We start from the raw sequence: 26,481 nt of genomic DNA, 5'->3' as shown, positions 1-26,481 counted from the left end.
CCAGGGCTGCAGCATCCACCCGATGATCGTCTCGAGAATCACGCCGAATCTCGAGTCCCCACATGCGAACGTGACAAACCTAACAAAGTCCTACTGGTGCGCGTCGAAGAACTCGACGACCTTCTCGTGTAGTGACAGCGACCGCGGAAGGTCCTCGTTGAACAGGGCGAGATACCCGTCGGCGTGGTCGATGAATGCATGCATCAGGGGGTCGGTCGTCTGGTCCGCGAGGGCCCGCCCCTCCTCCACCAGCGCCGCCGACGCCTCGAGATCACCCTGGATTGCGGTCAGGAGGGTTCCCGCGTGAATCGCCTGGATTCGTTCGATGGTCGGTGGGCCGAATCGGTATCCACGGAAACGGTTCAGCCACTGCCGGGCTTCGGTGATGGCGCCCTGGCAGATCCAGAACGACAGCATGGACGTGACGATACGAGTTCCGGTCTCCGGGTTCTCGGAGGCACAGAACTCCAGGGCGTCCCGCACGTTCGACTGTTCCCGGGCCAGGGTGGCGATCAACTCGATCTGCCGGGGACCGATCCATTCGGTGTCCGCGGCGAGCGCCAGACCTTCGCACCAATCACGGTGGCGGCGGCGCAGTTCGGTGTAGTCCCGTTGGCCGGCTTCCTGCGCCTTGTGCTGTCCGTAGTCCCGGATGGTTTCGAGCATCCGGAACCGTACGGTCGCGTGCGACTCTTCCCGGATCAGGATCGACTTGTCGACCAGGCACATCACGGCGTCGAGGAATTCGGTCGAGGTGAGGTCGCCGTTGCACACCTGCTCCGCAGCCTGGAGTTCGAATCCACCGGAGAACACCGACAGCTGAGCCCACACCGACCGCTCCACGGGGGTGCACAGGTCGTAGCTCCAGTCGATGCACATCCGCAGCGTCTGCTGCCTCGACGGCGCGTCCCGGCTTCCCCGGGTCAGCAGCGCGTACCGCTCGGAGAGTCGCTCCAGGATCTGCTCCGGTGACATCGCGCGCAACCGCGTCGCCGCCAGTTCGATCGACAGCGGGTGTCCGTCGAGTTGCCGGCAGATCTGGGCGATGACGACCTTGTTGTCGTCCGTGCACTCGAACCCGGGGACGTTGCCCTCACCGCGGTCGACGAACAGTCGGATCGCATCGTTGCTCGGCGCGCCTCGCGGCAGGCTGTCGGGGTCCGGGACGGGAAGCGGAGGCACGAGCATGACCGCCTCCCCGCTGATTCCGATCGCCTCGCGGCTCGTGGCAAGGATCTTCAGGTCCGGGCAGACGCGCAGCAGGTACTCGGTGAGCTCCGCCACCGCACCGACTATCTGTTCGCAGTTGTCGAGGACCAGCAGCATGTCGCGCTGAGCGAGGAAGTCGGCCAGCAACTCCCGGACGGGTTTGGTCAAGCGGTCCTGGATTCCGAGGGAGCGGGCCACCACGCCCGTCAACAGCGTTTCGTCACGCAGGTCCGCCAACTCCACCAGCCGCACCCCGCCGGAGAAGCTGCGTTGCGCCTTGGTGGCGATCCGCAGTGCGAGTCGGGTCTTGCCCACGCCACCGATGCCGGTCAAGGTCACCAGCCGTGCGGTCGACAGCAGGTGCTTCGCCTTGACGAGTTCCTCGCGTCGGTCGACGAGACTGGTCAGTTCGATCGGAAGCCCACCGGATCGATCCGTCACCGGAGGGAGACCGGTGTCCCGGTCCCCGGGTGCCGTCGAGATACCGGAGTTCTCCTCCGTGATCTCCGAGTACAGCGACATCTCGTCGACGGGGAAACCGTGACGGTGTTGCGACTCACGGAGCTGTCGTCCCAGTTCCGCCGCGGTGGGGCGAACAGCCGCGTCGCCGGACATGGCTGCTTCGAGGATGCCGCCGACGTCGCCGGGGACGCCGAACTCCCGCGGGTCCGGGGTGGGTTCGGACGTGATCCGCAGGAACTGCGCCACCACGGTTTCGCCGCTTCGACGTTCGAAGGCCGCATGGCCGGTGATCGCGGCGAACAGCGTGGCACCGAGACCGTAGACGTCCGCGGCCGGACTCGGGGCGTCGCCGGCCACGATCTCCGGCGCGATGAACGCCGGTGACCCCGTCACCCTGCCCGTGGCGGTTTCGAATCCACCGGCGAAGTGCGCGATGCCGAAGTCGGTCAGCGCCGGCTCACCGTAGTCGGTGATCAGAATGTTCGCGGGCTTGATGTCGCGGTGGAGGATCCCGAGGCGGTGCGCGGACTCGAGGGCTCCGGCGATCTTCACGCCGAGCCGCAGCGCGTCGCCCAGTGCGAGCGGTCCGCGATGCCGGATCATGCTGTCCAGAGAATCCCGGGCGCAGTACGGCATGACGAGGAACGGTCGGTCATTGTCCGTGACGCCGGTTTCGAGGACGTTGACGACATTGGGGTGACCGGTCAGCCGACCCGCCGCGCGCTGCTCCCGGAAGAACCGCGCCCGATTCTCCTCGTCGAGGTCGGCGGTGAGGACCTTGACCGCCACGATGCGGTCGAGCGAGGGCTGCGAGCAGCGGTAGACGACGCCGAACCCTCCCCGGCCGATCTCGGTGGCGTCCTCGAATCCGGACACGCCCAACTCGGCCGCGACCGAACCGGCCGCGTCGAACTGCGTGGCGAAGGGGTCGAAGGAGGTCATCGATCGCACCGATCCATCCGCGCACGCGGTACCGCGAATCGGATACACCTCACCTAATCGATGATGGACCCTCGAACCAGCGCTCGCCACCCTCCTGGGCGCACCACTCCTCACCGCCGACTCCCGGCTCGCCCACGCACCCGACCTCCCCTGCGTCGTCGAGCTCGTCCGACAGTCCGCTGTCAGCTCGCCGGTGGTGTGCCGATCACCGACGCACCCTCGGGCGAGACGAACGCCGGCGGGGTGCCGTTGAGGACGTAGTCGCCGAGCTGCTGTTCCCGGTAGATCAGCGGGTTGTGGGAGGCCAGGGTCCGCACGTTCCGCCAGTGCCGGTCGAACTGGTACCTGCGGTCCAGCGCGGACGCGCCGCCGACCTCGAAGATCTCCGTCGTCGTCTTCAACCCGAGGTCGAGCACGACGGACTGCGCGCGGTACGCGTCCAGCTCCGCCTTCAATTCGAGTGCCACGGCCTCCTCCTCCGCCTCGGGGGTGCGTTCCGCCTCCGGCGTGATGGTCAGCGCGAACCGGGCGTCGGCGGCGGCGTCGAGGGACGCGGCGGCGTCGAGGACGGTGGCGCGGATCGCGTAGGCGGCGGCGTCGGCGCGTCCGACCACCTGCTGGATCAGCGGATCCTGCGCGGCGACAGGCGCTTTCGCCTGCGGGTAGGTGCGGTGCCTGCGGCGGACGAAGTCGGCGATCTCGTCCGTCGCCCGGCGCACGATGCCGGCGATTGTCGCGAGGTGCGTCAGCTGGAAGTGCGCGAGGTGCCCGGCCGCGCCGCCCGGCGGCGGGAACAGGAACCCGGGGCCCTCCACCTCGGCGTCGGTGAAGACGGTGGTGCCGCTGGCGCTGCCGCGCTGCCCGAATCCGGCCCAGTCGTCGATCCGCTCGACACCCGGGGAGTCCGCCTTCACGACGGCGGTGTGCCGCTCCCCCGCCTCGTCGAGGACCGCGACGGTGAGGTAGTCGCCGTAGAGGGCGCCGGTGCTGTAGTACTTGGTGCCGTTCACCACCAGTCGGCCGTCCACCTCCCGCAGCGTCGTCGACGGCCGCCGGAACGCTCCCTCACGCTCGCTGACGGCGGTGCCGAACACGACGCCGTCCCCGATGCGCCGCAGCCACTGCTGCCCGCGCGGCGTGTGCCGCTCGCGCCAGCGGTCCTCCACGAACCGCGAGTGCACCCGAAGGGCGTGCGGCAGATTCGATTCCGCGGCCGCGAGCTCGACGACGAGCAGATAGAGCTGACGCAGGCTGGCGCCGTCGCCGCCGAACTCCCGCGGCACCCGCACTGCGGGGAACCCCACCCCGCGGAGCCAGCCCGCCTCCTCGAGGGCGAGTCGGCCGCTCGTCTCCCGCTCCAGCGCGCCCTCGGCGATCCGCGCGAACACCGGACGGTACTTGGCGAGAAGTTCCTCGTCGGTGGGGCCGGCGCCGACGGTCACGGCGGCGGCGAAATCGGTGGTCATCGGTTCTCCTGGGTGGACAGCGCGGTGCGCGGGTCGGGAAGGCCGAAGCGGCCCCGGATGGTCGGCGAGTCGTACTCGGTCGGGAACACGCCCTCGGCCTGCAGGATCGGGACCACCTGCTGCACGAACCGCTCCAGGTCGTCGTGCAGCAGCGGGAAGTGGGCGTTGTAGCCGGACACGGCCCCGGCCGCCCACCAGTCGATCAGCGCGTCGGCCACCTCCTTGGGCGTGCCGATGACCAGTCGGTGGCCCCCGGCTCCGCCGACCAGCCGGACAATCTGCCGGGTGGTGGGCCCCTCGGTGCGCACCAGATCCTGCACCGCCTTGCTGAAACCGACCGGCCGGGTCTGATCCTCCTGGGATTCGAACCACTCCGCCCGCAACGGGCGGTCGACGTTCACGGACCTCGGGAACGCCGGGTTCACCGCGCGCTGCTGTTCGAGGAAGCGAGCGATCAGGTCGTCCTCGCTGCCGGCCCCGGTGAAGATCTCGTGCCGACGCAGCGCCTCCTCTCGCGTGTCGCCGAGGTAGACGTTGACGCCGGGGAACAGCCGGATGCTGTCTGCCGGCCGACCGTGCTTGCGGGCGGCGGCGTCGAGGGTGGCCGCGTAGTCGAGCGCGGCCTGCTTCCCGAGCAACGCCGCGTACACGATCTCGGCGTGCTTGCCGGCGAAGTCGATGCCCTGCTCGGAGGCGCCGGCCTGCGAGATCACCGGATGCCCCTGCGGACCGACCGGAACGTTCAGCGGGCCACGCACGTCGAAGAATTCACCGTGGTGATCGATCGTGCGGGCCGTGGTGTCGTCCCACAGCGGGCCCGTGGGCTCGGGTCCCTCCGGGGTGTCCCAGGACAGCCACAGCTCCTTGACCACCTGGAGGAACTCGTCGGCCTTGCGGTAGCGGTCCTCCCGGTCCAACAGCCCGTCCGCGGAGAAGTTCGCGGCGATGTCGGGGTTGAAGTTGGCGACGGCGTTGAAGATCACCCGGCCACCCGAGATCGAGTCGAGGCTCGCGAGCCGGCGCGCCAGGTTGTACGGCGAGTTGTAGCTCGTCGACGCCGTCAGCACGAAACCGATGTCCGGGACCGCGCCCGCAATCGCCGAGAACAGCACGATCGGGTCGAACAGGTGACTCGGCCCGTTGCTCGCATTGCGCTGCAGCGCCGGATGATCCGAGACGAACACCGCGTCCAGGACGCCCGACCGTGCGATCTCGGCGGACCTCCGGTAGTGCTCCCAGTCCGCGAAGCGGTTCCACTTCGTGCCGGGCCAGTTCCAGGCCTTCCCGGACGCGCCGGCCCCGACGATGGACGCGGCGAGCGTCAGCCTGCGCTGTGGTTGCCGTGCTGGCGTGTCGGTTCCGGTGCTCATGCAGATACTCCGTTCGAGGGAAGCGGGGTTCGAGGGAAGCGGGAGGAGTGCGGGACGAACAGGGCTCGGCCACAGCACCTTCGGGTGGACGCCGGCCGCTGCGGTCCGGTGGCGGCGAATCGTGTCCCCATCTCACCGAATCGAGGCCGGTCGCGTCAACGAATGGAATCGTGGTGGTTGAAATGCCGAACCCTGCTGGGACAGTGAACTTCTCGGTACACCACGAAATCGTCGGCGACGACACTGGAACCAGCCTGATTTCATTCCCGGACGCCGGGCATCGGTGCTGGTCAGGGCAACGCGCCGGTTCGGGCGTGACAATCGCGGGCCCGCGATGTCCGCCACCCGGGGCTACCCTGTCGCCACCGGCCGTCGCGCCGCGAACCAATCCGACCGCTACCCAGCGAAGGTGGACAACACTCCCGTGAGCACTTCATCGATCGACCAGGCCGCCACCGCAGAGAAGACCATCGACGCCGACACCCTCCGGGTGTGGCTCGCCGACGGCGCGGAACTGGCCGTCCTCGACATCCGCCCCAGCGACGTCGTCGGCTACGCGTCGCCACTGTTCGCCACCAACCTCCCCGCCGACCGCCTCGAAGCCGAGATCGACCGGTTCGTGCCCCGCGCGGCGGTGCGGACCGTGCTCGTCGACGGCGGCGACGGCGTCGCTCAGCGCCTCGCCGGACGGCTCGCCGAGGCCGGACGCAGCGAGGTCCACACCCTCGCCGGCGGCATCCCGGAGTGGACCCGCGGCGGCACCGACGACCTGCCCACCTTCGACGTCCCCGGAAAGGACTTCTCCCTGGGCATCCGCGACGAACGCGACACCCCGTCGGTGTCCGCCGCCGAACTCAAGGCCCTCAAGGACGAGGGCGCCGACGTCGTCGTCATCGACACCCGCACCCTGCCCGAGTTCACCGCCGGCCACGTTCCCGGCGCGGTCGGCGTGCCCGGCGCCGAGTTGCTGCTGCGGTTCGCGGACGTCGTGCCCTCCCCCGACACCCACGTCGTGGTCTCCTGCGCCGGACTGCCCCGCGCCATCATCGGCGCCCAGACACTGATCGACGCCGGTGTCCCGAACCGGGTCTCCTACCTGCACGACGGCACCAAGGCGTGGAAGGAGGAGAACCTCGACCTGGAGACCGGCGCGACCGCCGTGTACGGACCGGTCGACGAGGCGGGACGACAGCGCGCGGCGGAGCGGGTCGACGCCATCGCCGCCGACGACGAGTTCCCCCGCATCGACGTGGACACCGCGCAGGCGTGGGCGTCCGACGCCGACCGCACCACCTACCTCCTCGACGTGCGCACCCCGGAGGAGTTCGCGCAGGGTCACCTGCCCGGCTCGATCACCTCCGAGGGTGGACAGCTGCTCGGCGTCTCCCACCGCACCATCGCCGTGCGTGGGGCGCGCGTGGTCCTGATCGACGACCTCACCGGCGCCCGCGCCGCCGTCGTCTCCCACTGGCTGCAGCGCCGCGGCTTCGAGATCGCTCTGCTGCTGCACGATTTCGAGGCGGGAACGGCGCGATGACCGTCACCCTGGAGGCGGCGGTCGACACCACCAGCGCCGACCGGGTCGACGCCGCCGACGAGCATCCGCTGGTCGCGCGGGTCCGGGACTACGCCCACGGCACTCTCGCGCCCCGCGCCCTGCAGACCGACCGCGAGGGTGTCACCGCCGGTACCGTCGAGGAACTGCGCCGCCTCGGACTGCTCAACCACCTGGCCCCGGCCGGGTTCGGTGGCGCCGAGTTGGACACGGCCGCCGAACGACGCGTCCACGAGCACCTGGCCTACGGCGACTTCAACACCTGGCTCGCCTGGGCGCAGCACACGGGGTTGATCGTCCACTACACCACCCTGGCGAAGAGCGGCGCGTCGATCGGCGCACGGGGTGAGCGGGTGCTGCGCGGGGAGATCCTCAGCGGGACCGCGATCAGCGACGCCCGGCACTACCCCACGCGATACGTCCGCGCCGATCCGGTCGAGGGCGGATGGACGATCACCGGCACGGTGTCCTGGGTGAGTGGCTGGGGAATCAACGCCCTGCTGTCCGTCGCCGCCATCGACCCGACCACCGAGACCCAGCTGCTCGCCCTGATCGACGTCGACGACGAACGGCTGCGCGCCGAGCCGCTCGCCCTCGTCGCCGCCGCCGGAAGCCGCACGTGGCGAGTCACTTTCGAGGGCGTCTTCGTCGCCGAGGCGGACATCGTCAAGCGCACCCCGCGATCGGAATGGAATCACCGCGATCGGAACATCGTCAGCGACGTCCGACCGCAGGTGTTCGGGGTGGCGCGGGCGATTCTCGACGAACTGCACGCCTCGGGCGAGGACGCGGCCGCGGCGGTCGCGCGGGCCTGGGAACCGCCGTTCGCCCGCTACCGGGCGCTGGCGTACGCCCTGACCGATCGGGCCGAGTCGGATCCGAAGGGCCCGCAGCACTTCGAGGACCGGCTCGCGTTGAAGGTCGAGGTGCTCCGCTCGCTCCAGGACATCGCCAGGGCCCTCGTCGTGTCGCGGGCCGGGTCCGGGATCCTCGCCACCGACACCGCCGCGCTGCACGCTCGTTCGGCTCTCTTCCTTCAGGTTCAGAGCCAGAACGAACACTCCCGAGCAGCCCAGCTCGCGGACATCGCGTCCGCGGCACCCTGAGACATGCTGGAGGGCAGCACATCACGGGATTTACGCACCTATTGGCATTGCGCGTGATCGCCTTTAGATTCAGCCAGCGCCAATGTCGTGACCTGAAAACCAGTTTCACCCTAGATTCGTGTCCATGGAAACAACAGTTCACGCCCCACGGTCGGTGCGCGAGCGCCGACGACGATTCCGAGGCGTGTTCGGCGCTCTCGCACTGACCGGCGCGCTCGCCCTGACCGGATGCAGCAGCACCGTCGACGCCGCCGAGTCCGGCGGAGGTGGCGATCCGCAGGCCGGTGGCACCCTGCGGATCGCGCTCCTCAGCTCTCCCGAATCGCTGGACCCGCACCTGAACACCTCGTTCGCGGCCAGCAACTACGGCAACAGCGTCTTCGACAAACTGACCTGGCAGGATCCGGAGACCGGCGAGATCGGACCGTGGCTGGCCACCTCCTGGGAGGTCAACGACACCAACACCGAGTTCACGTTCACCCTGCGTGAGGGCGTCACCTTCAGCGACGGCACCCCCTTCGACGCCGACATCGTCAAGAAGAACTTCGACCAGTACGTCTTCGGCGATCCGGCGCTCGGCATCAAACCCAACGGTGCCACCCACCTGAAGTCGTACCAGGGCAGCGAGGTCGTCAGCGACAACGTCGTCAAGATCATCTTCAAGGCGCCGTCCGCGAGCTTCCTCCAGTTCATCTCGTACTCGGGCAACAACCAGCCCGGCATCATCGGCCAGAAGACCCTCTCGTCGAACGCCGAACAGCGTCTCGACCCGGCGAACATCGTCGGCACCGGCCCGTTCGTCGTCAGCGAGTACGTGCCCAAGGAGCGCACCGTGCTCACCAAACGTGCCGACTACAACTGGTCGGCCCCCGGTCTGCACCACGACGGGCCGGCGTATCTCGACAAGGTCGAGTTCGTCACCATCCCGGAGGCGAGCGTGCGCACCGGCGCGTTGCAGTCGGGTGAGGTGCAGGCGTCGTTCGACATTCTCCCCACCGACGAGACGGTCCTCGAGGCGCAGGGCTACGACATCACCTCACGGACGATCGCCGGGCTCAACCTCGGCTGGAACATCAACACCAGCCTCGAACCCACCAACGACATCAACGTCCGCCGCGCGATCGTGCACGCCACCGACCGCGCCGGGTTCAAGCAGACCATCCTCGCCCCCTCCGAGGGCCAGGCCAAGTCCGTGCTCGCCGCCCACGTCCAGGGGTCGGTCGACTACACCGACGAGGGGCTGAAGTTCGACCTCGAGGAGTCGAAGCGACTGCTCGACGAGGCCGGCTGGAAGGTCGGGGCCGACGGCGTCCGGGAGAAGGACGGCAAGAAGTTGACGCTCAAGGCGACCGGGCACTACCTGGTCCCGAACAGCCGCTACGCGTACGAGTCGATCCAGGCGTCGCTCAAGGAGATCGGTGTCGACCTCGACTTCCAGTTCGACGCGAGCAACATCCCGACCGACCAGATCAACAGGGAGTACCACCTGATCAACACCAACCGCAGCCGCAACGATCCGGCGATCCTCAACGTCAACTTCAACCCGGACCGGGGCAACTCCGCCCGCATCCCCGCGGACTTCCCCGACCGGCAGAAGATCGCCGACAGCCTCGAAGCGCTCGAGTCCACCCTGGACCCGACGCGGCGGGCCACGCTGTCCGAGCAGGCGCAGGACCTCGTGCTCGACGAGTACGTCCTGTACGACCCGGTGTTCGAGCCGTCGCAGGTCGCCGCCTCCAAGGGCGTGTACGGCCTCGACCTCGACGCCACCAGCCGGCTGTACTTCCTCCGCACCTGGGTCGACCAGGGCTGATCGTCCCACTCGGGCCGGTTCGGTCGGACCGGCCCGGGTCGGGTGGGCAGGACACACACTCGCAAAGGATTTCCATGACACGCTACGTCCTCCTGAAACTGGGACGAGGCCTGGTGGTGGTGTGGGGCGCGTTCACCGCCTCCTTCATCCTGCTGTACACGCTGCCCGCCAGCCCGGTCGAACTGCTCTTCAATCCCGAGGAGCGCAACGACATCTCCCCCGAGGCCTACGCGCAGATCGAACAGCAGTACGGATTCGACCGGCCCGTCTTCGTCCAGTACCTCAACCGGCTCTGGGCCGCACTGCATCTCGACTTCGGATCGTCGGTCCAGAACGGCAAGCCGGTGACGACCGCGATCGCCGAGGCCCTGCCGAAGACCATCGTGCTGGCCGTGGCCGCGCTGATCCTCGCGGCACTGCTCGCGCTCGCCATTGCGTGGATCGCCACCTACATCGAGTCCCCCTGGCTGCGGAACGTCATCGCCGGCCTGCCGCCGCTGCTGGTGTCGTTCCCGAGCTTTCTGCTCGGCCTGATCATCATCCGGATCTTCTCCTTCCAACTCGGCTGGTTCCCACCGATCAGCCACGACGGCCTGCACGGGCTGGTGCTGCCCGCCTTCGCGCTGGCGATCCCCGTCGCCGGGCCCATCGCCCAGCTGCTGCTGCGCAACTTCAGCACCGAATACGGCTCGCCGTACGTGCTGACGTCGTTCAGCAAGGGCCTGCGCAAGGCGACGGTCATCAACGGTGACGTGCTGCGCAACGCCAGCCTGCCCGCCCTCACCCAGGGCGGCATCATCGTCGGCGAACTGCTCGCCGGAGCGGTCATCACCGAGACGATCTTCTCCCGCAACGGAATCGGGCGCCTCACCGAGCAGGCGGTCCGCGCGCAGGACGTGCCGGTCGTCCAGGGCGTGGTCATGTTCGTCGCCCTCGCGTTCGTCACGGTCAACTTCGTCGTCGACATCGCATATCCCCTCATCGACCCACGACTCAAAGCCGCCCGCGAAGGGGTGCCCGCATGACGATCGACAGCAACCGCGCACTGGGCGCCGACACCCTCGTAGCCGAACCGTTCGACGCCGCCGTCCCGGAACGCGCCACGACGCCGCCACCCCTTCCCCCGCCGGTGGGTGTGCCGGACGCGCCGCCGCGGCGGCGCCTCGGCGCGCTCGCCCCCGTCCTGGCCCGTCCGGGTCTCACGCTGGCGGTGCTGGTCGTCGCCCTGGCGATCGCCTGGTGCGTCGCACCCGGACTGTTCACCTGGAAGGACCCGTACCTACCCGACTCCACCGCGATCCTGGTCGGACCCAGCGCCGAGCACCCCTTCGGCACCGACCGGTTGGGCCGCGACATCTACTCGCGCACCGTGCACGGCGCGGTGATCACCCTCAGCGCGACCCTGCTGGCCGTCGCGATCGCCTTCGTCATCGGCACCGTCCTCGGTGCGATCGCCGGATTCGTCGGCGGCGCGGTCGACCTGGTCGTCATGCGGGTGGTCGACGTCCTGCTGTCCGTGCCCGGTCTGCTGCTCACCATGGTCGTGGTCTCCGCACTCGGCTACGGCACCCTCAACGTGGCCATTGCCGTCGGCGTGTCCGCTGTCGCGAACTTCGCGCGGGTGATGCGCGCCGAAGTGCTGCGCGTCGTGCAGGCGGACTACGTCGAGGCCGCGTCCAGCATCGGCACGCCCCGCCTCACCATCCTCACCCGGCACGTGCTGCCGAATTCCCTCAGCTCGGTCGTCTCGCTGATCCCGCTGCAGTTCGGTGCCTCGATCCTCGCGATCGCGGCGCTCGGGTTCCTCGGGTTCGGCGCTCCCCCACCGGAACCGGAATGGGGACTGCTGGTCTCCGAGGGCCGCGACCTTCTCGCGGTGGCACCGTGGATCGCACTGCTCCCCGGTTTCGTCATCCTGGCGGTGGTCCTGTCCAGCAACCGCATCAGCCGTGAACTGCAGCACGAGGGAGGCGTCCGATGACCCTGTTGTCCTTCGACGACGTCGAGATCTGGTACGCCGGTCGGGGCGCGAGCCCCACCAAGGCGGTCTCCGGCGTGAGCCTCGACGTCCACGCCGGTGAACTGGTCGCCATCGTCGGCGAATCCGGTTCCGGCAAGTCCACCCTCATCCGGTCGTCGATCGGTCTGCTGCCCCGCAGCAGTCGCGTCTCGGGCCGAATCCTGCTCGGCGGCAACGACGTCGCCGGGTGGAGCCAGAACCGGTTCGCCCGCTACCGGGGCAGCTACGTCGGGTTCGTCCCGCAGGACCCCGGTGTCTCCCTGAACCCGGTCAAGCCGATCGGCAAGCAGCTCGAGGACGCGCTGCGGGGCCGTCTCGGAAGGAGCCGGCTGCTGCCGTTCACCACGTCCGCGCAGCGGCACAACCTGAAGTCGCAGGCGTTGACGTTCCTGGAACTGGCCGGACTCGCCGATCCGGGCCGCATCTACGCCAAGTACCCGCACGAGCTGTCCGGCGGCATGAAGCAGCGGGTGCTCATCGCGATCGCCCTGTCGGGTGAGCCGGAACTCCTCATCGCCGACGAGCCGACCAGCGCCCTGGACGTGACCGTCCAGAAGCAGATCCTCGACCACCTGGACCGGCTCCGCACCGAGCTGGGCATCGGAATCCTGCTGGTCACACACGATCTCGGTGTCGCTCTCGAGCGCGCCGACCGGGTCGTGGTGATGCGGGGCGGTGTCGTGGTCGAGGAGGGCGGCCGCGACTCGCTGCTGCGCCACGCCCGCGACCCGTACACGCGCCGGCTCCTCGACGCGGCACCCGGACTGCACGTCGGAACCCTGACACCGCGACCCGTCCGGGTCGGCTCGCTGACCCCGCACTCCGCCGCAGAACGCAGCTCCGCCGAGTACGCGATCGAGGTGAAGGGGGTGTCGAAGACGTTCCACGCCGCGCACAGCAGTGCGGAACCGGTGGTCGCGGCCGACGACGTCTCCTTCCGCGTCGCGACCGGCACCACCCACTCGCTCGTCGGCGAGTCCGGTGCCGGGAAGTCGACGATCGCCCGGATCGTGGCGGGACTGCGCACACCCGACGACGGCGAGGTCACCCTCCTCGGGCAGAGCGGCAGCTGGGACCGACGGGAGCTGAGCAGTCGGCTGCAGTTCGTGTACCAGAACCCGTACTCCTCGCTGAATCCACGGATGTCGGTCGCCGACCTGATCACCGAACCGCTGCGCGTGCACCGCAAGGACATCGACCGCAGGCAGCGGCACGCGATCGCCGGGGAACTCCTCGACGGCGTACACCTGGACCGGAAGTACTCCACCCGCCGGGCCGGTGAACTGTCCGGTGGTCAGGCGCAGCGTGTGGCGATCGCCCGGGCCCTGTCCCTGAACCCGGAGATCGTCATCCTCGACGAGGCGGTGTCCGCGCTCGACGTGTCGGTCCAGGCGGAGATCCTGCAGCTGCTCGTGGACCTGCAGGCCGCGTACTCGCTGACCTACCTGTTCATCACCCACGACCTCGGGGTCGTCCGGCTGATCGCGGACACGGTGACGGTGATGCGGCACGGGACCGTCGTCGAATCGGGGCCGACGGCACTGATTCTCGACAATCCTGCGGACGAGTACACCCGTCGGCTCGTCGACTCGGTCCCGGGCGGCGCGGCGCTGCCGCACTAGAAGAGGCCGCTGGTCGGGGGTTCCTCGCCGGTGAGGAGGAACGCCCCGGCCTTGGCCAGCTTCCAGTCCCGGGGGTTGTGGTTGGCGACGGTCCGCGCGTTGCGCCAGTGCCGGTCGAAGCCCAGAGCGCGGTCGGTGGCCGAGCCGCCGCCCACGTCGAAGAGCAGCCTCGCCGCCTCGAGCGTCTGCTCGGCGGCCAGGGCCTGCGTCTGGGCGATGGTGATCGACGCGGCCGCACCCGCGGCGCGGCGCCGGTCCTCCGGGACGTCGCGGACCTTCTCGAGTTCCTCCGCGGCGATCAGCACCGCCGACCGCACCGCGTGGGCCTTCGACGCGATCCGGCCGACGGTGTGCTGCACGTAGGGGTCGTCGATGCTGCGGTCGGCGGTGCTGTGCTTGATCGGCCGGGCCCGTTCGCGGGCGAAGACGACGGCGTCGTCGAGGACGTTGTGGGCGATGCCCGCCTGGACGGCACACAGGTACAGGTGCCCGAGGCCTCCCCACGGGTTCAGGGACGGGCGTCCGGTGCCGGCGAAGTCGACCTCGTCCTCGTCGAGGTGCACGTCGACGAAGCGGGTGGTGCCGCTCGCGGTGAGGCGCTGGCCGACCGCGTCGAAGTCGTCGAGACGCTCGATCCCGTCCCGGTCCAGCGGCACCTGGAACCGGGCCGTCCGGCCCTCCTCGTCCTTGGCCGTCGTGGAGAACCACGACGCGTACAGCCCGCCCGTGGAGTAGTACTTCTCGCCGTTCACCACGTAGCCGTCACCGGCACGGCGCAGTGTCGCGTTCACCGAGCCGCCGGCACCGCCGGTGCGCTCGTTGACCGTGCCCGCGAAGAGGTGACCGGCGTGGATCCTCTGCAGGGTGCGGTCGCGTTCGGCGAGCGCGGGATCGTTGGCCACCCCGAACGCGGTGCCGAAGCTGCCGCGCAGCGCCTGGGCGACGCTGGAATCGTGGCGGGCGATGGTCACGACCAGGTCCAGGACGTCGCGCAGGCTGCCGCCGGCGCCACCGTCCTCGACGGGGATGCCGACGAGAAGTATTCCGCGGCGGGCGAGTTCGGCGACGTCGTCGAAGGCGAAGTCCCGGCTGTTCTCCCGCTCGAGTGCGCTGCCGCGCAGCCGTTCGAGGACGGGCAGCACCGCCTCGGTGATGCCCGCGACGGTGGGCGGTTCGCCGACGTGGACCCGACTGGGCCCGGACGCCTCCCCGTCCACGAATCGGTACTCGTCCACGTGTGCCTCGGCGGTCATCGTCCGTCCTCCCGTGCGGTGGGTTCAACCCGGCGCCGCGGCGGGTGTCGGCCGGTATCGGGTGTCCCTGCGCCGCGGGCGTGCGGTGCCGTCGATCGTATTGCCCGGGCGGACAGGCGATCCAGATATGCGCTCTGCTCGAGCCGATCCCCTCTGTGCGTGTCCCGCCGTCAGCCCGACCGCAGCCCACTGGCCCGCAGCACCCGGCGCCGCACGGCGGCACGGACGGCGACCTCGGTGCCGATGATCCGAACCCTGTCCTTGGCGCGGGTGACCGCGGTGTAGAGCAGCTCACGGGTCAGCAGCGACGACCGTTCCTCGGGCAGGATCACCGAGACGGTGCCGTACTGGCTGCCCTGGCTGCGGTGGATGGTCATCGCGTACACGGACTGCACCGACGACAGCCGGCTCGGGTGCAGCAGCAGCGGCTCGGCGCCACAGGCGAATGCCGCCACCAGCTCGCCGTCGCCTCGACGCACCACGACTCCGGTGTCGCCGTTGTAGATTCGCGCGTCGTAGTCGTTGGCGGTCACCAGCAGCGGGCGTCCCGGATACCAGGCGTCGGGGTCGAGACGGTGCCCGGTCGCGGCGCCGATCCACTCGAGCGACGCCCGCTCCCACCACGCGACGCCGTACGGGCCGTCGCGGTGCGCGCACAGCAGCCGATGGTTGTCCGCCAGCTGCAACGCCGCCGCGTGGTCGCCCGCCTCTGCTGCCGCGGTGACCTCCGCGGCGACGTCGACCACCTGCCGCCGCAGTGCGTCGAGGTCGTCGGGTGCGAGGAAGTCGATCCGGTCGCCGCCGGCGTGCAGGATCTCCAGGACGCGGCCCTCGTCGCCGTCGCGGACCGCGTCGGCCAGCGCGCCGATCTCCTCGTCGAACCGCCAGCCGCGGGTGAGCCGGACGATGCCGCCGCGCAACCGGCCGCGCTCGTCGGTGCCGTGTGCGTCCGCCCAGCCGTCGCCGGCGAGGTCCGCGGCGACGACGGTGTCGAGGACCGGGCTGCCCGCGGTGGGAACGCGCCGGTCGACGAGGTCCGCGAGGACCGCACCGGCGTCGACGGACGCCAGCTGGTTGGGGTCTCCGACCAGGATCAGACGCGCCTGGGGGCGCAGCGCTTCGAGCAGCCGGCACATCATGGTGAGCGACACCATCGACGTCTCGTCCACGACCACCACGTCGAAGGGGAGGTGGTTGCGTGCATGGTATTTCGGCCCGTTGTGGCCCCACCCGAGGAGCCGGTGCAGGGTCGACGCCGTCACGGCCTCGGGCAGACCGAGCTGCGTACCCTCCGCACGCACGGACTCCTGCAGACGCGCGGCCGCCTTCCCGGTCGGCGCGGCCAGTCCGATGCGCAGGCCGTCGCCGTGCAGGCGCAGCAGCATCGCCAGGACGCGGGCGACGGTGTGCGTCTTGCCGGTGCCGGGGCCGCCGGCGATCACCGCGGTCCGGTGGGTGGCGGCGACCGCGACCGCGACGCGTTGCCGGTCCGTGGGCGGTCCGGGGAACAACTCGTCCAGGCCCGCCCGCAGCGCGGCCTCGTCGACGTCGGGGTGGTCGCCGGCGCGTGCGTCGAGGATCCGGCGGACCGTCTGCTCCTGCCGGTGGTACTTCTCCAGGTAGAGCAGCGGACCCCCGTCGGTGTCGACGAGCCGCAGCGGCACCAGCGGGCCCTGCCCACCGCCGACCACCAGCGGGCTCGCCCGCAGCGCACCGAGCAGCGCCTCGGGCTCCGGCCACGGCAGCGCGTCGAGGTCGATCTCGGTACCGTCCTCCGCGACCCCGGCGTCGACGCCGATTCCTCGAATCTCGTTGAGCTCCAAGCACACCGAGCCGGACCGGACGGCCCGTACCGCGAGCGCCGCCGCGAACACGGCGTCCTCGGACCGCTCCCCGGCCAGCTGCGCGAGCCGCAGCGCGACGTGCACGTCCGCCGCGCCGAGCACCCCGGCCTCGTTGAACGCGCGCAGCGTCCCCTTCCCCCGCTGCGCCACCCGTGCCTCGGTCATGACCGCACCCCCTCCGCCTCCGGCCGACGGTGGCCGTCATCCCGCTGATCCGCACGAAGGCCACCTTCACCCCGAGCGGGAGGGGGCAGATCGTCGTCGGGCGTGCGGCCGGCGAGGAGGTCGGACAGGTCGGTGACGAGCGCAGCCGGTGGGTACCAGTCGAAGACGCCGCACCCTGCGGGGGTGTCGGGGCCGGCCATGCCGCGCACGAACAGGTACTGCACGCCGCCGAGGTGGCTGCCGGGGTCGTAGCCGGGCAGCCGCCAGCGCAGGTAGCGGTGCAGCGCAACGGCATACAGCAGTGCCTGCAGCGGATAGTGCGAGCGCATCATCTCCGCCGCCATCGACTCGCGGGTGAACTGGGCGGTGGTCAGGTCGCCGGGCGCGATCCGGTTGGTCTTGTAGTCGACGACCACGAAACTCGGACCGGGCAGCCGGAGCACCGCGTCGATGCTGCCGGTGAGGTAGCCGCGCAGCGGTGCGGGCCCGATGTCGGCGAGCTGGTCCGCGTACGGCGCGAGGACGTCGTCAGAGGGCAGGTGCCGGCGCAGCAGCGTCACGACACCGTCGAGGGTGATCCGGTCCGCGGCGGCGTCGCCGCCGGCGAGGGGCAGCTCGAAGTCGAGTTCCGGCAGCCGATCCGACGGTGCGATCGACGCGAGGGTGTGCGTGCCGCCCGCCAGCGGCGTCGCGAGAACGGGCATCAGCGACTCCGCCAACGCATCCGCGTCGACGCCGGAGAACCCCGCGGCCACCTCCTCCCGACAGTGCCGTTGCACCTCGGCCGTGAGATCCGCGGCGGCGGTGTCGACGTACTCGAGCACCGCGTGCACGAGGGTGCCGAACGCCGCACCGGCGGGCAGCCCGTTCATCGGCGACGGCAGGTGCGTCCCCGTGAGGTCGGCGCCGACGACGGTCAGCGGGGGTTCCTCCGGCTCGTCGTCGAGGACCGGCTCCTCGGTTTCGCCGGCGAGCGGCGGGAGGGCGTGCGCCGCGGCGGTGAGCGCGGTGTAGGAGGTGCGCCGCCAGTCGGCGTCGAGGACGCGGTCGAAACGCGCGGCGACCAGTTCCTCGGACTTCTCGGTGGGCGGCGACCACGTCCCGACCGTGATCCGCCCCGGCCCGACCGCCTCGACGACGACGCCCGGGACGCCGTCCGCCCACTGCGTGAACCGCTGCGCGACTTCGGGATCCGCCGGAACCGGAAGCGACGCGGGCACGTCCGGCTCGCCCGGCCTGCGGGCCAGCAGCATCCGGTGCAGCGGCGACGAGGAGGTCGCGCTGGACGGCGCCCACCACAGCACCAGCGCGCACTTGGCGCGGGTCAGCGCCACGTACAGCAACCGCAGCTCCTCACCCGCCTCCTCCTCGTCGTGCCGCTTCTTGCGGGCGGCGTAGCCGGGTCCGTCGGGGCCGCCGACGTCGAGGACGCGGGTGTGGTCGTCGTCGTGCAGCAGCAGCTTGTCCGGCTTCGGGTTCTTCGCGGCGTCCCACGCGTAGGGCACGTACACGATCGGGTACTCGAGCCCCTTGGTGGCGTGCACGGTCGCGATCTGCACGGCGGCGGCGTCGGAGTCGAGGCGGCGGCTGCGGTCCACCGTCCCGACGTTCGGTTCCCGCATCCGATCGGTCAGCCACCGCGTCAGCGCGGTCGGACCCAGGCCCTGTCCGACGGCCACCTCCCCGAGCAGCTGCGCAACGTGCCGCAGGTCCGTCAGCAGACGTTCGCCGCCGACCCGTCCGAGGAGCCGGGCCTCGAGGGTGCCCCACGCGGCGAGCCGTTCGACCATCGCCGCGAACCCGGCGGTGGCGAACACCCGCCCGAGATCGCGCAGTCCGCCGCCGATCTCGGCGACCAGCTCGTCGCCGCCCGCGTCCAGTTCGGTGGCGGTGCGTCCCAGCAGCGACGTCAGGGCCGCCAGCCGCACCCGGTCGGAGCGGTGCGGCTGCTCGAGCGCCTGCAGCACCCACAGCCAGTCGCGGGCGGCGGGGGTGACGAACACGCTCAGGCCACCGACGGTCACGGCGGGGACCCCGGCGCGGTCGAGGGCGTCGTGGACGAGGGTGATCTGCGCGTTGGTGCGCACCAGGACCGCGATGTCCCCGGGTGCCACCGGGCGTGCCGCGGCTCCGCCGATCGTCGTGGCGCCGTCTCCGACGAGACGGACGATGTCGGCGGCGAGGTCGTCGGCGACCCGCGACCGCAGTGGCGCGATGAACGGAAATCCGTTGCGCCCGATGGGTCCCGCACCGGCGCGGGGCAGGTACCGCAGCCGGATCGGCGCGACCCCGCCGACGCGGGGCTCCTGCTGCGCCGCCGCGACGGCGTGCACGACGATGTCGCGATGACCGAGCGCCGCGCCGCCCTGCACGTGCGCGAGCGCGTCGAGGAGCGGTTTGTCGCTGCGCCAGTTCGTGGTCAGCTCCAGGGTCCGCGCCTCGGTGACGGCGTCGAGGTACGCGTAGACCTCCGCGCCGCGGAACGCGTAGATCGCCTGCTTCGGGTCGCCGACCAGGATCAGCGTCGCGTGCTCGTGGAACGCGGCCCGCAGGATGCCCCACTGCAGCGGGTCGGTGTCCTGGAACTCGTCGACGAGCACCACCGAGTACCGTTCCCGCACTCGACTCCGGGCCGCGTCGCCGCGTTCGGGGTCGGTGAGGACCGCGTGCAGCAGCGCGGGCAGGTCGTCGAAGTCGCGGATGCCGGCGGCCCGTTTGCGGCGCCGTACCTGCTCGCGGACCGCGGACGCGAACGCGACGGCGTCACCGGCGGCGGTGCCGTCCGCGTCCTCGGGCGCGAGGCGCGCCTGGGAGTCGAAGATCGCGGCGCGGGCGGCCTTGCGGGCCTGCTCGGGCGACAGGCTCGGCTCGGGGGTCCGCCCGAAGCGGCTGAGGTACTCGTCGGAGATCGCCTCGGCGATCAGCCCGGTGGCCTCCTCGACCAGTTCGGTGTCGGGGTCGCGTTCGCCGGCGATACCGATGCTGTCGAGCATCCGCTGGCAGAAGCTGTGCGTGGTGGCGATGGTGGTGGCGTCGAAGTTCGACAAGGCCTGCAGCAGGCGACGGCGGCGGAGCGCGACGGTGTCGGGGTCGGTGTCGGCGAGGAACCGCACCAGCTCGTCGTCGCTCGCCTCGGGGTCGGCGAGGCCGGCGGCGACGGCGGCGAACCGCTCGCGGGTACGTTCGCGCAGTTCCTTGGTCGCGGCACGACTGAAGGTGACCAGCAGCAACCGCTGCGGGTCGATGCCGCGTTCGGCGACGAAGCGGACGGCGAGACCGACGATCGCGTACGTCTTGCCGGTGCCCGCGCTGGCTTCGAGGACCGTTGTGCCGGTGGGGAGTTCGCCGTACAGGTCGAACGCCGCCCGGTCGGATGCGACGATCGCGGACATCACGCGGCCCCCACGGTCTCGGCGGCGAGCAGCGGACCCCACAGGGCGAGCGCATCGGCCCCGAAGCGGGTCCCCTCGGCGGAGTCCGGTTCGGCGGTGAGGACGGCGAACGCGGCGCCCTCCCCGTACAGGTAGGCGACGTGCTTGTCCTTGCAGTCGCCGAACGGGGAGTCCCATTCCTTCTGCGCCGCCTCGACCGCCATCTCGACCGAGTCGCCGTTCGCCCGCCGCTGCGCGTAGGCGGCGGACGCTCCGGTCGCGATCGGCAGCGGTGCGCGCAGTCCCCGGTCCCGCAACGCGATCAGAGCCGTCAGCGTCGCGAGTGCGCCCTCGGGCGCGGCGATCGTCGACGCCCATGCGGTGGGTCGCCGGAACGGACCCTTCCCGATGGTCACCGCCCGCCACGGCCGGTCCGGGTGCGCGGCGGCCAACGCCAGCAGCCGCACCCACGCGGTGAGCCGATGCTTCGGACCCAGCTTCGAGCAGCTGGTCCGGGCGAGGACATCCCCGTGGACGCCGTCGACGCTGCCGGTGAGCCGGCGTCCACCGCCGAGGTCCAGGTCGACGTCCAGGGTGTCGGGCAGCCCGGGCAGCCGGCCGGCGGACGCGAGCACCCGGACCGTCTCCTCGAGGTCCGCGAGGGCGACGCCGCCCAGCGCGGCGGGCGGCAGGGTCCCGCGACGCCACTCCGCGGCCCGGAAATCGGTGACGGCGTCGTCGAAGTCGCGGCCGTCGGCGAGGATCGCGGCGAGCATCCGCTCCCCGATCGACCAGCGCGTGAGCGAGTCCAGTTCGAGGTCGAGGGCGTCGGCGATCTCCTCGTCGAGGTCCGCGATCCGCACCCCGAGACGCTGCTTGAGAAACGCCTGCGTCGGGTGCACGACGAACGCGATCAGGTCGGCGAGGTCGACGTCGCCGAGCTGCGGCGGTCCGAGCGGTGCGGGCAGGAACCCGGGGTCCGGGGTGGGCGTCCGCTGCGCCGCCCGCGCCCCGGCGAGGGCGGCGGGGTCGAAGCTGAAGGGTCGCTCGCGGCGGAAGTTGCGGGCGTCGAACGGCTGCAGCGGATGCGCCGTCACCACGCCGTCGAGGCCACCGGCCATGGCTTCCAGGATGTCGCGTACCTCGCTGAGCGGGATCGCGGGTGGTCGCGGCGCGCCGCTGACCGGGTCGCGTCCGGTGTAGAACAGCAGCAGCCGCTCCCCCGCCGCCCCGATCGCGTCGAGCAGCAGCTGCCGGTCCTCACTGCGTGGATCACGTTCCCCCGGAACCGGATTCCGGGCCAGGACGTTGTCACCGTCCACACCCGGGCTGCGCGGGAACGCCTCGTCGTCCAGGCCGAGCAGCACCACGACGCGATGCGGCACCGACCGCATCGGCACCATCGTGCACACCGTCAGTTCCCCGGTGCGGAAGTTCGCACTCGTCGGCCGGCCCGCCAGCCGCGACGCCAGCATCGCCCGCACGTCCGCCAGTCGCAGCTCCGCGTCGCCGAACTCGACGGCCGCGGCGAGTTCCCGGTGCGCCTGCCCGAGCTGCCAGGCGTCGCTCTCCCGCACGTCCACCAGCAGGTCCAGCGCCCGTATGAGCGCCGCCTCCCACGCGGGCGCCGACTGCGGCCCGGCCAGCCCGCGCAGCGACACGTCGAGCCGGTCGACGAACTCGGCGAGCGTGCCCGCGAGGTCGATGTCGTTGCTGTCGACGCCACCCAGCGGCAGCGCCAACCCCAGCCAGTCGCCGTCGCTGTCATCGGCGGCCGCGCCGAGCAGGATGCGGTCGAGCGCCGACCGGACCGTGTTCTGCGGGAAGTCGGGCAGCCCGTACGCCGAGCGTTCCCGCGGCCCGAGGCCCCACCGCGCGCCCGCCGCCGTGGTCCACTCGCGCAGCCGCTCGAGGTCGTCGTCGGAGATCCGGAACCGGCGGCGCACCGGCTCGGCGGCCGCGAGGTCGAGCAGCTGGCTGGCCGTGACCCGTCCGTCGGCCAGCTCGAGCAGTGACGCCGTCACCGCGAGCACCGGATTCGTCTGGTGCAGAGCGCGATCCGCGAGCCGCACCCGCAACCCGTGCCCGGGGTGCCCGACTCCGTCCTGCCCGAACACCGCCCGGATCAGCGGCGCGTACGTCTCGACGTCGGGACACATGATCAGCACGTCGCGGGGCTCGAGGTCGGGCAGGTCGGTGAACAGGTGCAGCAACGACTCCCGCAGTACCTCCACCTGCCGGGCGGCGCCGTGGCATGCGTGGATCTGCACGGTGCCGTCCGCCCGCGCGGGACTCGGCGCGCGGTCGGCGGCGAGATCGTCCTGCAGGCGTCCGAGCAGGGTGTCGGGCCGCGGCGGCGCCGGATGGTGCGCGTGCACCACGCCGTCGATCCGCAGCCGGAACTGCAGTTCGCGCACGTCGCGTCCGAGACCGGCGAGCAGCGGGTGCGTCACCGCCGGACCGGTGTCGTCGGCGGCGCGGGTGGCCGGCGGCTCACGGTCGGTGAGGGCGTCGAACATCGCGGCGCTGGGGTGCGGGACCCACACGTGGACGTCGCGGCCGACGGCGAGCGCCTCGAGCACCCCCAGCTGCGCGGTGGTCAGGCGCGTCGGCCCGAAGACGGAGACGCGTTCGGGCAGGTCGACGACGTCGGGGCGCTCGCGCAGCAGCGCGCAGGCCGGCACGAGGCGTTCGGCGGGGCTCGGGGCGCCCTGGCGCTGCCGCAGCCGTCGCCACAGTTCCGGCTGCCACGCCAGGTCGGCGGGCAGTGCCGCGCCCAGGCCGTCGGTGTCGCGGCCGGCGGCCCAGTCCACGAGCATCCCGGGCCGCTGGTCGCCGTAGCTGCGGAACAGTTCGGCCAGGTGCGCGGCGGTGCCGTAGCGGCGGCCGATCCGGTGGCCGTCCGGGTCGTCCCGTCCGAGATGGCGGGCGAGTACCGCACACCACGGCTCGTCGACGCAGCCGTCGACGACGTCGAGCAGCGTCCACAGCACGCGTTCCGGCCGCCACGGATCGTCGTCGGGGGTGGTGCCGGTCGCCGCGGCGAGTGCGTCGGCGACCAGCCGTGTCGGGGAAGGGAAGTCGATGTTCGCGGCGACGCCGTCCGCGCGGCCCGCCGCGCCCAGCACACCCGAAAGCCGTTGCGTCAGCCAGCGTTCCACACCCTTCGCCGGAACGGCGACGACCTCGCGGGCGAAGGGGTCGGCGAGCGGCGTGACGAGGGTCTGCGCGAGTCCGTCCGCGAGCGTGTCCGAACGCTCCGCGCGATGCAACGTCAGCACGGTTCCCCCATCGTCGGTCGGCCGGTCGAGTCAGGCTTACCACAGCGCGCCGACACGATCCCGCTCCCCCGGCCGCGGCGTCCGGCGCGTGCACACAGGTTCTCCCGCCCGCACACCGGTTCTGCGCGCGCAGCACCCCTGTGCACACGACAACACCCCTGTGCACACGGATTTTCGCGGAGGGTCCACGAACCGGCGGACCGACCGAACCCATGCGTCATCGCCCCCGCGCGCACCCCTGTCCGCCCAGTTGAATTTGTCACAGAACGTCCCGGCGAGTGGTCCCGGGGTGTGCTCCAGGCCACTGGGTGGGGTAGTGATGAACGAAAGATTTGACCTATTCACGAAGTAGAGGTAGTGACATGTCCGACGCGGTGGCCATCGGCGATGGCATCTTCCAGATCACGGTTCCGATGTCCCACAATCCGCTGGGCAGCACGCTCGTCTACGCGATGGAATCGCCGAACGGCGTCGTTCTGGTGGACTCCGGCTGGGACGGTGACGAGGGCTGGGAGGGCCTGACCGACGGGCTCGAGTCGATGGGTCACTCGATCTCCGACGTCGAGGGCGTGGTCCTCACCCACTTCCATCCGGACCACACCGGTCTTTGCGGTCGGGTGCGGGAGGCGTCGGGTGCGTGGATCGCGATGCACGAGGACGACCACGAGATGTTCCGGCTGATGACCTCCGGGCACACCCCGGAGTGGCTCGACGAGCAGATCGAGAACATCCGGCGCGCGGGCGCCTCCGAGAGCGACTGCGACGCGTACCGGGCCGCGTCCGTCCTGAAGCCGCCGGCGCGTCCGGAATCGGCCCCGGACCGGACGCTGAGCGGAGGCCAGGTCATCGCGCTGACCGGCGGACGCACGCTGCGGGTGGTGTTCACCCCCGGTCACACGCCCGGACACGCCTGCTTCCATCTCGAGGACGCGGACGTGATGTTCACGGGCGACCACGTGTTGCAGAAGACCACGCCGCACGTCGGCAACTTCATCTTCCCGCTCGAGGAGCGGGACTCGCTCGCCGAATTCCTGGACTCGCTGACCCGGGTGCAGTCGATGGGCGTCACCCGCGGCCTCGGCGCGCACGGGCTGCCGATCACCGACCTGCCGGGACGCGCGAAGGAGCTGGTCGAGCACCACGAGGAGCGCCTCGACCACCTGTACGAGGCGTTCGGCGACGACGAGATCACCGTCTGGCAGGTCGCCGAGCGGATGAAGTGGTACCGCGGCTGGGACGCGTTCGCTCCGCTGATGCGCGGGATGGCCGTCTCGGAGGCCGCCGCGCACCTGAGGCATCTCGTGACACGTGGCCAGGTGATCCAGGTGCCCGGCTCAGATCCGGCGCGCTTCGCCCGGGTGTAGGCGGCCGCGCCACCCGTGCGCGCGTGTGGTCGCTCCGGCTGCCACACGCGCGCACAGGTGCGGAGCGCCTCTTCCGTAATAGTTGGACGTCCCATAATCTGACGCACATGAGTCTCGACCCCCGCACCCAGACCATCGACGGTGTCCTGCGTCGCTCCGCCGCGAAGTTCCCGGACCGCGCCGCGCTGTCGTTCGACGGCCGCGTCCGCACCTACCGCGAACTCGACGACGCCGTGACCCGCGCGGCCGCGCACTTCGCGTCGCTCGGGCTGGACGCCGGCGACCGGGTCGCGGCGTACGGAACCAACTCCGACGCCTACGTCATCGGGTTCCTCGCCTGCGCCCGCGCCGGGCTGGTGCACGTCCCGGTGAACTACGCACTCAAGGGCGAGGAGCTGACGTACCTGGTGTCGCAGTCGGGTGCGCGGGCCGTGCTGGTCGACCCCGCCCTCGCGGGGACGCTCGACTCGGTGCGCGGCGATCTCCCCGCCGTCGAGCACGTGCTGTCGCTGCGCGACACCGACGGATCGCTCCTCGACGTCGCGGGCGCCGGCGACGTGCCCGACCTGACGCCGCGCGCCGCCGCGACCGACCTCGCCCAGCTGCTGTACACCTCGGGCACCACGTCGAAGCCCAAGGGCGCCATGATGACCCACGAGGCGCTCGTCTACGAGTACGTCTCCTCCGTGATCGCACTGGACCTGAAGGCCGACGACAACCCGCTCGTCGCGATGCCGCTGTACCACTCGGCGGGCATGCACGTGTTCATGCTGCCGTACCTCTCGATCGGTGCGACCGTGAACCTGATGGCGGCACCGGACATCCCGGAGATCCTGCGCCGCATCGAGGAGGACCGGATCGGGTCGCTGTTCCTCGCGCCGACGGTGTGGGTGCCGCTGGCGAACCACCCGGACCTCGAGAGCCGCGACCTGTCGTCCCTGCGCAAGGCGCAGTACGGCGCATCGATCATGCCGGTGACGGTGCGGAACCGGCTGCGCGAGCGTTACCCGGACCTCGGGTTCTACAACTGCTTCGGCCAGTCCGAGATCGGCCCGCTGGCCACCGTGCTGCGGCCCGAGGAGCACGCGGACCGCCCGTCGTCGTGCGGTCGCGCCGTGTTCTTCGTCGAGACCCGCGTCGTCGACGCGGACGGCAACGACGTCCCGGACGGCGAGTCGGGCGAGGTCCTCTACCGCTCGCCGCAGCTGTGCCGGGGCTACTGGGACAACCCGGACGCGACGACGGAGGCGTTCCGCGACGGCTGGTTCCACTCCGGCGACCTCGTCATCCGCGACGAGGCGGGGTTCATCACCGTCGTCGACCGGATCAAGGACGTCATCAACACCGGCGGCATCCTCGTCGCGTCCCGTGAGGTCGAGGACGCGATCTACACCCATCCGGCGGTCGCGGAGGTCGCGGTGATCGGCACCCCGGACGACAAATGGATCGAGGCGATCACCGCGGTCGTGGTGCTGCGCGAAGGAGAGCAGGTGTCGGCCGAGGAACTCATCGGCCACGTCAAGGAGCGGATCGCGCCGTTCAAGGTGCCGAAGCAGATCCGCTTCGCCGAGGCCCTTCCCCGCAACCAGAGCGGCAAACTGCTCAAGCGGGAACTCCGGACCGCCTGACAGGGGACGC

Annotated in this window: 15 protein-coding genes; 8 read left to right on the top strand and 7 right to left on the bottom strand. The window is 70.9% G+C overall.

Features of this window, described 5'->3' with window-relative positions; genetic code table 11:
- Positions 1–90: 90 nt before the first annotated feature.
- From ACFYVR_RS25405 to ACFYVR_RS25395, 3 genes are all read right to left on the bottom strand, one after another.
- Entirely contained in the window at positions 91–2,613 is a 2,523-nt protein-coding gene (locus ACFYVR_RS25405; protein ID WP_387478642.1) for a protein kinase, read from the bottom strand.
- A gap of 182 nt (positions 2,614–2,795) precedes the next feature.
- Entirely contained in the window at positions 2,796–4,079 is a 1,284-nt protein-coding gene (locus tag ACFYVR_RS25400; RefSeq protein WP_387478640.1) for an acyl-CoA dehydrogenase family protein, read from the bottom strand.
- On the bottom strand, positions 4,076–5,449 hold the full coding sequence (locus ACFYVR_RS25395; protein ID WP_387478637.1) for an NtaA/DmoA family FMN-dependent monooxygenase: 1,374 nt from the start codon (positions 5,447–5,449) through the stop codon (positions 4,076–4,078). Before ACFYVR_RS25395 ends, ACFYVR_RS25400 begins: the two co-directional genes overlap by 4 nt.
- A gap of 424 nt (positions 5,450–5,873) precedes the next feature.
- Here ACFYVR_RS25395 and ACFYVR_RS25390 point away from each other — a divergent pair, with 424 nt between their 5' ends.
- The 6 genes from ACFYVR_RS25390 to ACFYVR_RS25365 all read left to right on the top strand — a co-directional run bounded on the left by ACFYVR_RS25390 (position 5,874) and on the right by ACFYVR_RS25365 (position 13,565).
- Positions 5,874–6,986, top strand: coding sequence for a rhodanese-like domain-containing protein (locus ACFYVR_RS25390; protein WP_387478634.1), 1,113 nt, complete (start codon positions 5,874–5,876; stop codon positions 6,984–6,986).
- On the top strand, positions 6,983–8,110 hold the full coding sequence (locus ACFYVR_RS25385) for an acyl-CoA dehydrogenase family protein (protein ID WP_387478631.1): 1,128 nt from the start codon (positions 6,983–6,985) through the stop codon (positions 8,108–8,110). Before ACFYVR_RS25390 ends, ACFYVR_RS25385 begins: the two co-directional genes overlap by 4 nt.
- A 184-nt stretch (positions 8,111–8,294) precedes the next feature.
- Complete coding sequence (locus ACFYVR_RS25380) at positions 8,295–9,923, top strand: ABC transporter substrate-binding protein (RefSeq protein WP_387478628.1); 1,629 nt, start codon at positions 8,295–8,297, stop codon at positions 9,921–9,923.
- Between the two features lie 74 nt (positions 9,924–9,997).
- Positions 9,998–10,948, top strand: a complete 951-nt coding sequence (locus ACFYVR_RS25375; RefSeq protein ID WP_387478625.1) for an ABC transporter permease — start codon at positions 9,998–10,000, stop codon at positions 10,946–10,948.
- Complete coding sequence (locus tag ACFYVR_RS25370) at positions 10,945–11,904, top strand: ABC transporter permease (protein ID WP_387478622.1); 960 nt, start codon at positions 10,945–10,947, stop codon at positions 11,902–11,904. The genes ACFYVR_RS25375 and ACFYVR_RS25370 overlap by 4 nt, the downstream gene beginning before the upstream one ends.
- Entirely contained in the window at positions 11,901–13,565 is a 1,665-nt protein-coding gene (locus tag ACFYVR_RS25365) for a dipeptide ABC transporter ATP-binding protein (RefSeq protein WP_387478619.1), read from the top strand. The genes ACFYVR_RS25370 and ACFYVR_RS25365 overlap by 4 nt, the downstream gene beginning before the upstream one ends.
- Here the strand turns inward: ACFYVR_RS25365 and ACFYVR_RS25360 are convergent.
- From ACFYVR_RS25360 to recC, 4 genes are all read right to left on the bottom strand, one after another.
- The gene (locus ACFYVR_RS25360) at positions 13,562–14,818 is read right to left on the bottom strand and encodes an acyl-CoA dehydrogenase family protein (RefSeq protein WP_387478616.1); all 1,257 of its coding nucleotides are present in this window, start codon (positions 14,816–14,818) and stop codon (positions 13,562–13,564) included. The genes ACFYVR_RS25365 and ACFYVR_RS25360 overlap by 4 nt on opposite strands.
- A gap of 170 nt (positions 14,819–14,988) precedes the next feature.
- On the bottom strand, positions 14,989–16,827 hold the full coding sequence (recD, locus tag ACFYVR_RS25355) for an exodeoxyribonuclease V subunit alpha (RefSeq protein WP_387478613.1): 1,839 nt from the start codon (positions 16,825–16,827) through the stop codon (positions 14,989–14,991).
- Positions 16,824–20,219 (bottom strand): UvrD-helicase domain-containing protein, encoded by a 3,396-nt coding sequence (locus ACFYVR_RS25350; RefSeq protein WP_387478610.1) that lies wholly within the window; start codon positions 20,217–20,219, stop codon positions 16,824–16,826. The genes recD and ACFYVR_RS25350 overlap by 4 nt, the downstream gene beginning before the upstream one ends.
- Entirely contained in the window at positions 20,219–23,479 is a 3,261-nt protein-coding gene (gene recC, locus ACFYVR_RS25345) for an exodeoxyribonuclease V subunit gamma (protein WP_387478607.1), read from the bottom strand. Before recC ends, ACFYVR_RS25350 begins: the two co-directional genes overlap by 1 nt.
- A 362-nt stretch (positions 23,480–23,841) precedes the next feature.
- On the opposite strand from recC, the gene ACFYVR_RS25340 reads away from it, so the two are divergent.
- Together ACFYVR_RS25340 and ACFYVR_RS25335 are read left to right on the top strand one after the other, a co-directional pair.
- Positions 23,842–24,843: an MBL fold metallo-hydrolase gene (locus ACFYVR_RS25340; RefSeq protein ID WP_387478604.1), complete on the top strand. Its 1,002-nt coding sequence runs from the start codon at positions 23,842–23,844 to the stop codon at positions 24,841–24,843.
- Positions 24,844–24,950: 107 nt separating this feature from the next.
- On the top strand, positions 24,951–26,471 hold the full coding sequence (locus ACFYVR_RS25335; RefSeq protein ID WP_387478601.1) for an acyl-CoA synthetase: 1,521 nt from the start codon (positions 24,951–24,953) through the stop codon (positions 26,469–26,471).
- The last annotated feature ends 10 nt before the right edge of the window (positions 26,472–26,481 follow it).

This window comes from Rhodococcus sp. NPDC003318 (genome assembly GCF_042879035.1).
Classification (GTDB): domain Bacteria; phylum Actinomycetota; class Actinomycetes; order Mycobacteriales; family Mycobacteriaceae; genus Rhodococcus_G.
This window is presented reverse-complemented; position numbering and strand designations above follow the sequence as displayed.

Bases quoted from the DNA above. Each gene is read 5' to 3' on its own strand.
- ACFYVR_RS25405 (WP_387478642.1), bottom strand. From the start codon at position 2,613: ATGACCTCCTTCGACCCCTTCGCCACGCAGTTCGACGCGGCCGGTTCG.
- ACFYVR_RS25400 (WP_387478640.1), bottom strand. From the start codon at position 4,079: ATGACCACCGATTTCGCCGCCGCCGTGACCGTCGGCGCCGGCCCCACC.
- ACFYVR_RS25395 (WP_387478637.1), bottom strand. From the start codon at position 5,449: ATGAGCACCGGAACCGACACGCCAGCACGGCAACCACAGCGCAGGCTG.
- ACFYVR_RS25385 (WP_387478631.1), top strand. From the start codon at position 6,983: ATGACCGTCACCCTGGAGGCGGCGGTCGACACCACCAGCGCCGACCGG.
- ACFYVR_RS25375 (WP_387478625.1), top strand. From the start codon at position 9,998: ATGACACGCTACGTCCTCCTGAAACTGGGACGAGGCCTGGTGGTGGTG.
- ACFYVR_RS25370 (WP_387478622.1), top strand. From the start codon at position 10,945: ATGACGATCGACAGCAACCGCGCACTGGGCGCCGACACCCTCGTAGCC.
- ACFYVR_RS25365 (WP_387478619.1), top strand. From the start codon at position 11,901: ATGACCCTGTTGTCCTTCGACGACGTCGAGATCTGGTACGCCGGTCGG.
- ACFYVR_RS25360 (WP_387478616.1), bottom strand. From the start codon at position 14,818: ATGACCGCCGAGGCACACGTGGACGAGTACCGATTCGTGGACGGGGAG.
- recD (WP_387478613.1), bottom strand. From the start codon at position 16,827: ATGACCGAGGCACGGGTGGCGCAGCGGGGGAAGGGGACGCTGCGCGCG.
- ACFYVR_RS25350 (WP_387478610.1), bottom strand. From the start codon at position 20,219: ATGTCCGCGATCGTCGCATCCGACCGGGCGGCGTTCGACCTGTACGGC.
- ACFYVR_RS25340 (WP_387478604.1), top strand. From the start codon at position 23,842: ATGTCCGACGCGGTGGCCATCGGCGATGGCATCTTCCAGATCACGGTT.
- ACFYVR_RS25335 (WP_387478601.1), top strand. From the start codon at position 24,951: ATGAGTCTCGACCCCCGCACCCAGACCATCGACGGTGTCCTGCGTCGC.